Annotated in this window: 5 protein-coding genes and 1 pseudogene; all 6 read left to right on the top strand. The window is 50.0% G+C overall.

Features of this window, described 5'->3' with window-relative positions:
• Positions 1–89: IS1 family transposase (locus AAC854_RS20595; protein ID WP_340618733.1), on the top strand; the 89-nt coding region annotated here is incomplete at its 5' end.
• A gap of 30 nt (positions 90–119) precedes the next feature.
• Positions 120–1,028, top strand: a pseudogene (gene tssI / locus AAC854_RS20590) (type VI secretion system tip protein TssI/VgrG); the annotation flags it as partial.
• A gap of 43 nt (positions 1,029–1,071) precedes the next feature.
• The gene (locus AAC854_RS20585; protein ID WP_340618732.1) at positions 1,072–1,527 is read left to right on the top strand and encodes a DcrB-related protein; all 456 of its coding nucleotides are present in this window, start codon (positions 1,072–1,074) and stop codon (positions 1,525–1,527) included.
• 14 nt (positions 1,528–1,541) lie between these two features.
• A complete protein-coding gene (locus tag AAC854_RS20580; RefSeq protein ID WP_340618731.1) occupies positions 1,542–3,365 on the top strand; it encodes a PAAR domain-containing protein in 1,824 nt (607 codons plus the stop codon).
• Positions 3,283–5,655 carry an RHS repeat-associated core domain-containing protein gene (locus AAC854_RS20575; protein ID WP_340618730.1) on the top strand — a complete coding sequence of 791 codons (2,373 nt, stop codon included), beginning with the start codon at positions 3,283–3,285 and terminating at the stop codon, positions 5,653–5,655. Before AAC854_RS20580 ends, AAC854_RS20575 begins: the two co-directional genes overlap by 83 nt.
• A gap of 3 nt (positions 5,656–5,658) precedes the next feature.
• Positions 5,659–6,186, top strand: a complete 528-nt coding sequence (locus AAC854_RS20570) for an SMI1/KNR4 family protein (protein WP_340618729.1) — start codon at positions 5,659–5,661, stop codon at positions 6,184–6,186.
• Positions 6,187–6,503: the final 317 nt, after the last annotated feature.

The following is a 6,503-nucleotide window of genomic DNA, read 5'->3' as shown; positions in this document are numbered from 1 at the left end:
ATCGAAAAACGATAGGTTATTCTAAGTCAGCAGAAATACACGATAAAGTGATAGGAACGTTCATTGAGCGTGAATACTACTTTCTCTAAAAGATCTAACTATTGGGTTCATGACCGTCCTGGCAGGTGGTGGGCGCCAGTCATGCCGGCAGCCAGCCTCAGGCACTCGAAACTGCCAACAGCGGCACAGGCACCACCCTGAACAGCCAATTCCACTTTATCCGCCATAACCAGCACTGGCGCCCGGCACCGTTACCGAAACCGGTCATTGACGGCCCGCAGATTGCCAAAGTGGTCGGCCCGGCCGGGGAAGAAATCTTCTGTGATCAATACGGACGGATCCGCCTCCAGTTCCCGTGGGATCGCTACGGTAAGAGCGACGATCAGAGTTCATGCTGGATACGGGTCACCCAGCCGTGGGCCGGTCAGGGTTGGGGCATGTTGGCAATTCCGCGCATCGGGCAGGAAGTGGTGGTGGATTTTCTGCATGGCGATCCGGATCAGCCGATCGTGACCGGGCGCACCTACCACGCGAGCAATATCCCACCGGGCGGGCTGCCGGGCAGTAAAACCCAGATGGCCTTCCGCTCCAAAACCCACAAAGGTGAAGGTTACAACGAGCTGCTGTTCGAGGATGCAAAAGGCAGTGAGCGGCTGGCCCTGCATGCACAGAAGGATATGCAGACCACAGTAAAAAATGACCAGAGTTTAGTTGTGGAAGCCGGTAACCGGAGCCTGCTCATTCAGACAGGAGATGAACAGAAAACCGTGCAGCAAGGCAACCTGACCGAGACTATCTGCCAAAAACGCAGCACGGAGGCTAATGTGGTGCAGGTGAAAGCAAACGCCGGTAAAGCCGGGGCGGGAACGCAATTGTATGAAGCTCAGGATGATATCACGCTGAAAGTCGGCAGCGGCACCATTCAAATGACGACAACCAACATTAAAATTTCGTTCGGGGGGGCCAGTATTGAGCTGAATGCCAGCGGGGTTACCGTCTTAGGTGGCCAGGTTAACATCAACAAATAATGCATAGTCATTTTTAAATTGCGACAAGCCAGAAGGAACTTCCATGAACAATCAATCTGATCTCGCGCCTTTCCACTTCAATCAAGGCACGATTATGCTGCCCGCCAGCTGGCAGGATGCCAGTATTCTGGTGTTGAACAGCACCGATGAAAAAAATGGCACCAGTTTCACCATCTCCCGTGACAATTTGCCATGGGGACTGGCATTCAGTCAGTTTGCCGAACGGGAAATGACGGCGATTGGCAAACAACTGAAAGATTATGAAGCGATAAACCATGAATCCGGGGCGCTGAACGGCTTTGAAACCGAAACCTTTGAATTTCGCTGGCGGGCTCCAAGTGGTCCGGTACATCAATTAATGAGGCTGCTTAACACCTCCGGGCACGTGCTGATTTTTACCGGTACCTGTCAGGGAGAGATGACGGTGACTCAGCGGGAACAAATGCAGACCATGATGGCAACGTTCCGGTTGCGCGATGAGCCGAAAGATAACGTCTGACAGGGAGGTGTGATATGAGTGTTTCACAGAATGTGATTATGGGCGCAGCGGCAGCAGGACGACCTTCCCCATCGCCTGCCACACACAATCAGACCTCGCCTTCAAAAGGAGGCAAGCCAGCACCAGTACCGCCACGAACAGAAAAATCCACGTCTGACCGGGCACTGGAATTTTTACAAAGTGATACCTTCTCTAATGCCACGCTGGCGACCAGTGCTGCCTATGCGGTGGCAACGGGTGCGGCGGCCCCTTTTGCGGTGGGATTAGCCGCCGGCGCGGCGGGTGGTGCCGCGGGTATGTATGTCGGGGATAAAGTCGGCCATGCTATCGCCAAAGGCATGGGGATGAGCACCGTGGCCACCGAAGGTGAAAACCCGGCCAGAAAAGGTGATGCCATCGCCCATCAGAATAAAAATGCCGGACTATGGGGAGCGCTGGGCGGGGTTTTACTGGGTACGGTCACCGCGGTGGCGGTAGGTGCTCTGGTGGTGGCCACAGGCGGGGCGGCACTGGTGGTGGTGGTTGCCGCTGCCGCCGCTGCCGGCGGATTTGTCGGTGGTGCCTGTGCCGGAATTGGCGCCGCCATCGGGCAGTACGGCAGCAATAAAGGTACCATTGAAGAAGGATCACCCAATGTGTTCTTTGAGGGGAAACCGGTCGCGCGGAAAGGTGATCCGGTGGTGTGCAGTGACCATCCTCCCGGTGTGGTCGCTGAAGGTGCCAAGACTGTGTTTGCCAACGGCAGGCCGATTGCCCGGTTGGGGCATCGCACGACCTGTGATGCCAATATCAATAGTGCGGCAGGCTCCATCTCCATTACCCAGGAAACGGGTGAGGCACTCCCTATTTTGCAGGAAAGCAATAAAGCCTTGCAGTGGGCGGTGGTGATTGCCGGGTTATTACCCTTGCCCCGCAATAAAAAAGGGGTCACCCAATCGGATAACCCGAAAAAATCGACCCAGAAACAAAGTAAAAAACCGAACGAAAAAGATACCTGTAGTGACCCGGTGGATATGGCCACGGGCGACTTTCTGCAACAATGGCCGGTGCTCTCCCTGCCCGGCACCTTACCCCTGTCATTAGTGCGTACCTATCGTTCAACCGAAAATTTTGCCGGTCTGTTCGGCCCTAAGTGGTCAGATGACTGGTCACAACAGTTAAGGCGAGCGGGGGAAGTGACGTATTTCACTGATGCAGATGGGGTTGTCTATACCTTCCATACGCCGGATGAAAAAGTTTTCTCGGTCAACCTGCATGCCGGACATTATCTGCTGTTTGGTACGTTAACGGGCGGGTTGCACCTGTTTGATCGTCAGACGCAATTAACGCGGAGTTTTGAACAGTCCATAGGTGATAAACGGTTATTATCTGCGATCCGTGACCGTCACAATAACCATATCACCTTCCATTATGATGACCCCTTCGGAGAGAAACAATACCGGCTGTCACAGGTTATCCATTCCGATGGTTATCGCTTATTACTGAATTACGGCCAGAATCGGTTGGCTTCTATCGCGTACCTGACCGGAGAACTGCGCCAGACGCTGGTCACCTGTCAGTACAACGCACAACATTACCTGTCAGAATGCCATTCGTTTCAGTTCAGTCATCTCTGGCACGAATACGATCCCCGTGGAGCGATGATCCGTTGGCATGACACGGATTCAACAGATGTGTCGATGGAGTATGACAACCGGGGGCGGGTAGTCTTAGTCAGCACGCCACAAGGCTACTGGCAGGATCGTTTTTTGTACGATGACCGATGCGTTGGGTCAGCAAACCCGTTATCAGCACTGTACATTCCATGCCAGCCCGGAAAGCAGCGTCACGGAAATTGAATTGCCGGACGGAGTAAAACAGCACATCAGCTATGACAATGAACGCCGGGTCACGGCGGTTACCGATGGCGAGGGTAATAGCACCCGTTATAGCTATGGCGCCTTTGACCTGCTGACTCAGCTTACCCGCCCGGATGGGACGATTCTGCATTTTGGTTATGACCGCTTAATTCGCCTGAACAGCGTGACGATAGCCACCGGTGAAACGTATCGCTATGAGCGGGATTTAGCCGGGCAAATTATCCGTGAAACCGATTTTACAGGACGAGCGATCGACTATACCTATGACCGGGCAGGGCGCCGAATCCTGACAAGGTATCCCAACGGTCAGTTGATTCGGGTTTGTTATAATGCCAACGACCAGATTTTACGGCAGGAATACTGGCAGGCCGGAAAACTGGAATATACCTTGCAGGCCGAGACTACCTATGCCTACGACCCCAGAGGCAGGATGATCCGGGCCGTCTCAGCCGATGCGGTGGTGGAATTTGATTATGATGAGGCCGGGCATCTGATAAGTGAGTGTCTGAACGGGCGTGAAATCTCGCATGAATGGGATGACCTCAACGACCTGCCTGTCACAGAAACCCTGGGCGAAGATACGCTGCATTTGGGTTATAACCGAATGGGCTGGTTAGACCGTTTCCAGTTTAACCAACACAGCCCGCTGTCTTTACAGCATGACCCACTGGGACAGGAAACGGTGCGGGAAAGCGCCCACGGCTTTATTCTGGCCAGTCGCTATACGGCATCGGGTTTGCTGTCTCATCAGTCAGCGGGCCGGTCAACCCCCCTGTTCCGGGAAACCCTGCAACAAAACGATCCTCACTTCCCGCCACAGGCCACGGCAGTCAACCGTAGCTGGCAATATGACCGGGCATACAACATCCGGGTGATTGATGATGGCCGCTGGGGACAGACGCGTTACCGTTACAATACTAACGGTCAGATAACACAGACCCTGTATCAGGGGGCACGCCCGTATGAAGAGCAGTTCAGTTATGATGCCAATGGCAACTTAAACCAGCATATCCTGACAGATGCGCACGGCGCAATCACACAAATCACACAACGCCAGAAAGCGGGGCGGGTGGTACAGCACGGCCATATCCGTTATCGTTACGACACCAGCGGGCGGCTTATCGAAAAAACCGAGCAGCGTGACGGTTTCCGGCCCCAAGTGTGGCGCTATCGCTGGGATGTACTGAATCAATTAACCCAATGTGAAACCCCCGACGGCTCACGCTGGCACTATCGCTACGATGCTTTTGGGCGAAGAATTCGTAAACTGAAAGTACATGATGGAAAACTGACTGCGGCAAATTTAAAATTGTGGCTGGATGGGAAACCGGATTTAAGTGTTAAACCCAGTGCCATTATGGGACAGGATTATCTGTGGAGCGGTGACCAGCTTATCGAAGAAACGCCGATTTATGCGGATGGTACGCCAGCAGACGAACAGCGTATCCGCTGGCTGTATAAACCCGGTTCATTAACTCCCGCTGCACGTTTTGAGCACGGCAAGCTCCACTATATTGTCAGTGACCATCAGGGCACACCGCGTGAAATGTTGAATGAAGAAGGCGGGCTGGTCTGGGCGCAACGGCTGACTACGTGGGGCAAGGCGGAACGCTCGCAGGTCATTGCTTCCAATGATGCGGATTATCATGTTAACTGCAACCTGCGCTTCGCAGGACAGTACGAAGATAAGGAAAGCGGGCTATACTATAATCGTTTTCGGTATTATGATAGAGAAACTGGACAATACTTGGTGCCAGACCCGATAGGGCTTAAAGGGGGAGTGAATCCTTACGGATATGTGCATAACCCTGCGAATTGGATTGATCCGCTTGGACTTGAAGGGTGTCCAAATCAAATTAAATATGGTGAGTTAGATTACTTAGAGCGCCCAACTGGAGTTTATGCCACCTTAGATAAAGGTCATATAAATACAGGAACTCACGCTAATCAGGACATTCAGCCTCCAGGATTTATTACAGGGAAAGGCTCTAATAGAGCTAGAGGCCATTTACTTGGACGGCAATTAGGAGGCTCTGGTGATGATCGTAGGAACCTAGTTACTCTTCAACAAAGACCTGCTAATACGCCTAACATGAGTGGAGTTGAAGGAAACATAAGGAAAGCCTTAGAACGGGGAGAAATTGTTGAAATGAGTTCCATTCCTATTTATAAAGGACCTTCCAGAATTCCAGCAGGTATCACAATAAAAGCTGAAGGTTCAGGTGGTTTCTATGAGTATGTAACTATTCTTAATCCCCCAGGAATGTAAGTAATGAGTATGAAAAATTTAAATAGTATATTGCCCTTGCCTGAGCACCCACATGAAAATGGTCAGGATGAAAATTGGCCATTGATAGATGGGCAGCACTCTTTTCCTAAAGATTATATTGATTTTATAACGCGATATGGCACTGGCAGAATTGCTGATTTCATCACTATATTTAATCCGTTTAGCGAAGATGATGATTTGAATTTTTTCAGACAGAAAGAATGGATTATAGAAGATTTTCAATCTCTTGTTGATTCTGATCCAGATTATTATCCGTTTATTCTTTATCCTGATACTAATGGACTCCTTCCTATAGGTGTCACTGATAATGGTGATTATATTTTCTGGATTGTATCATCAGATAATAGTGATTTATGGAATGTAGCAGTTATTGCGGCAAGGGCACCAGAAGTTGAGTATAGGAAAGAAAATTTCTCTAATTTTTTAGAGGGTGTTTTGTCAAAAACAATAAAGTGTGCTTCATTCCCTGATAGTTTTCCTTCTAAGAAGATAGAATTTAGTAGCTTTTAACAATTGACCAGAAGATTCTTGCGATCTTCTGGTTTATTCTTTTCATCATCAAGAATCTATTTTATTGATATTATTTCCAAACATGATAGTACTATAAATTTTTTCAGACATAGTGGGAGGCAAAATTAACCGTCTCTTGTAAAATTTAATCGTTATTCCACTGTCCTTGTAAATCCTTTCTAAAAAATATTATTTTATTTCAATAGACGTAACCCTTCACCAGTCCCCCATTGACACAAAAATGTGATGTTTATCGCTTGATCCGCATTTCCCTGTTGCTTGATCCTGCCAGTCAGGTAACTTTTTCACCCATGAAA

The organism is Xenorhabdus entomophaga (assembly GCF_037996725.1).
GTDB lineage: Bacteria > Pseudomonadota > Gammaproteobacteria > Enterobacterales > Enterobacteriaceae > Xenorhabdus > Xenorhabdus khoisanae.
This window is presented reverse-complemented; position numbering and strand designations above follow the sequence as displayed.

Bases quoted from the DNA above. Each gene is read 5' to 3' on its own strand.
- AAC854_RS20585 (WP_340618732.1), top strand. From the start codon at position 1,072: ATGAACAATCAATCTGATCTCGCGCCTTTCCACTTCAATCAAGGCACG.
- AAC854_RS20580 (WP_340618731.1), top strand. From the start codon at position 1,542: ATGAGTGTTTCACAGAATGTGATTATGGGCGCAGCGGCAGCAGGACGA.
- AAC854_RS20570 (WP_340618729.1), top strand. From the start codon at position 5,659: ATGAGTATGAAAAATTTAAATAGTATATTGCCCTTGCCTGAGCACCCA.
- AAC854_RS20575 (WP_340618730.1), top strand. From the start codon at position 3,283: ATGACCGATGCGTTGGGTCAGCAAACCCGTTATCAGCACTGTACATTC.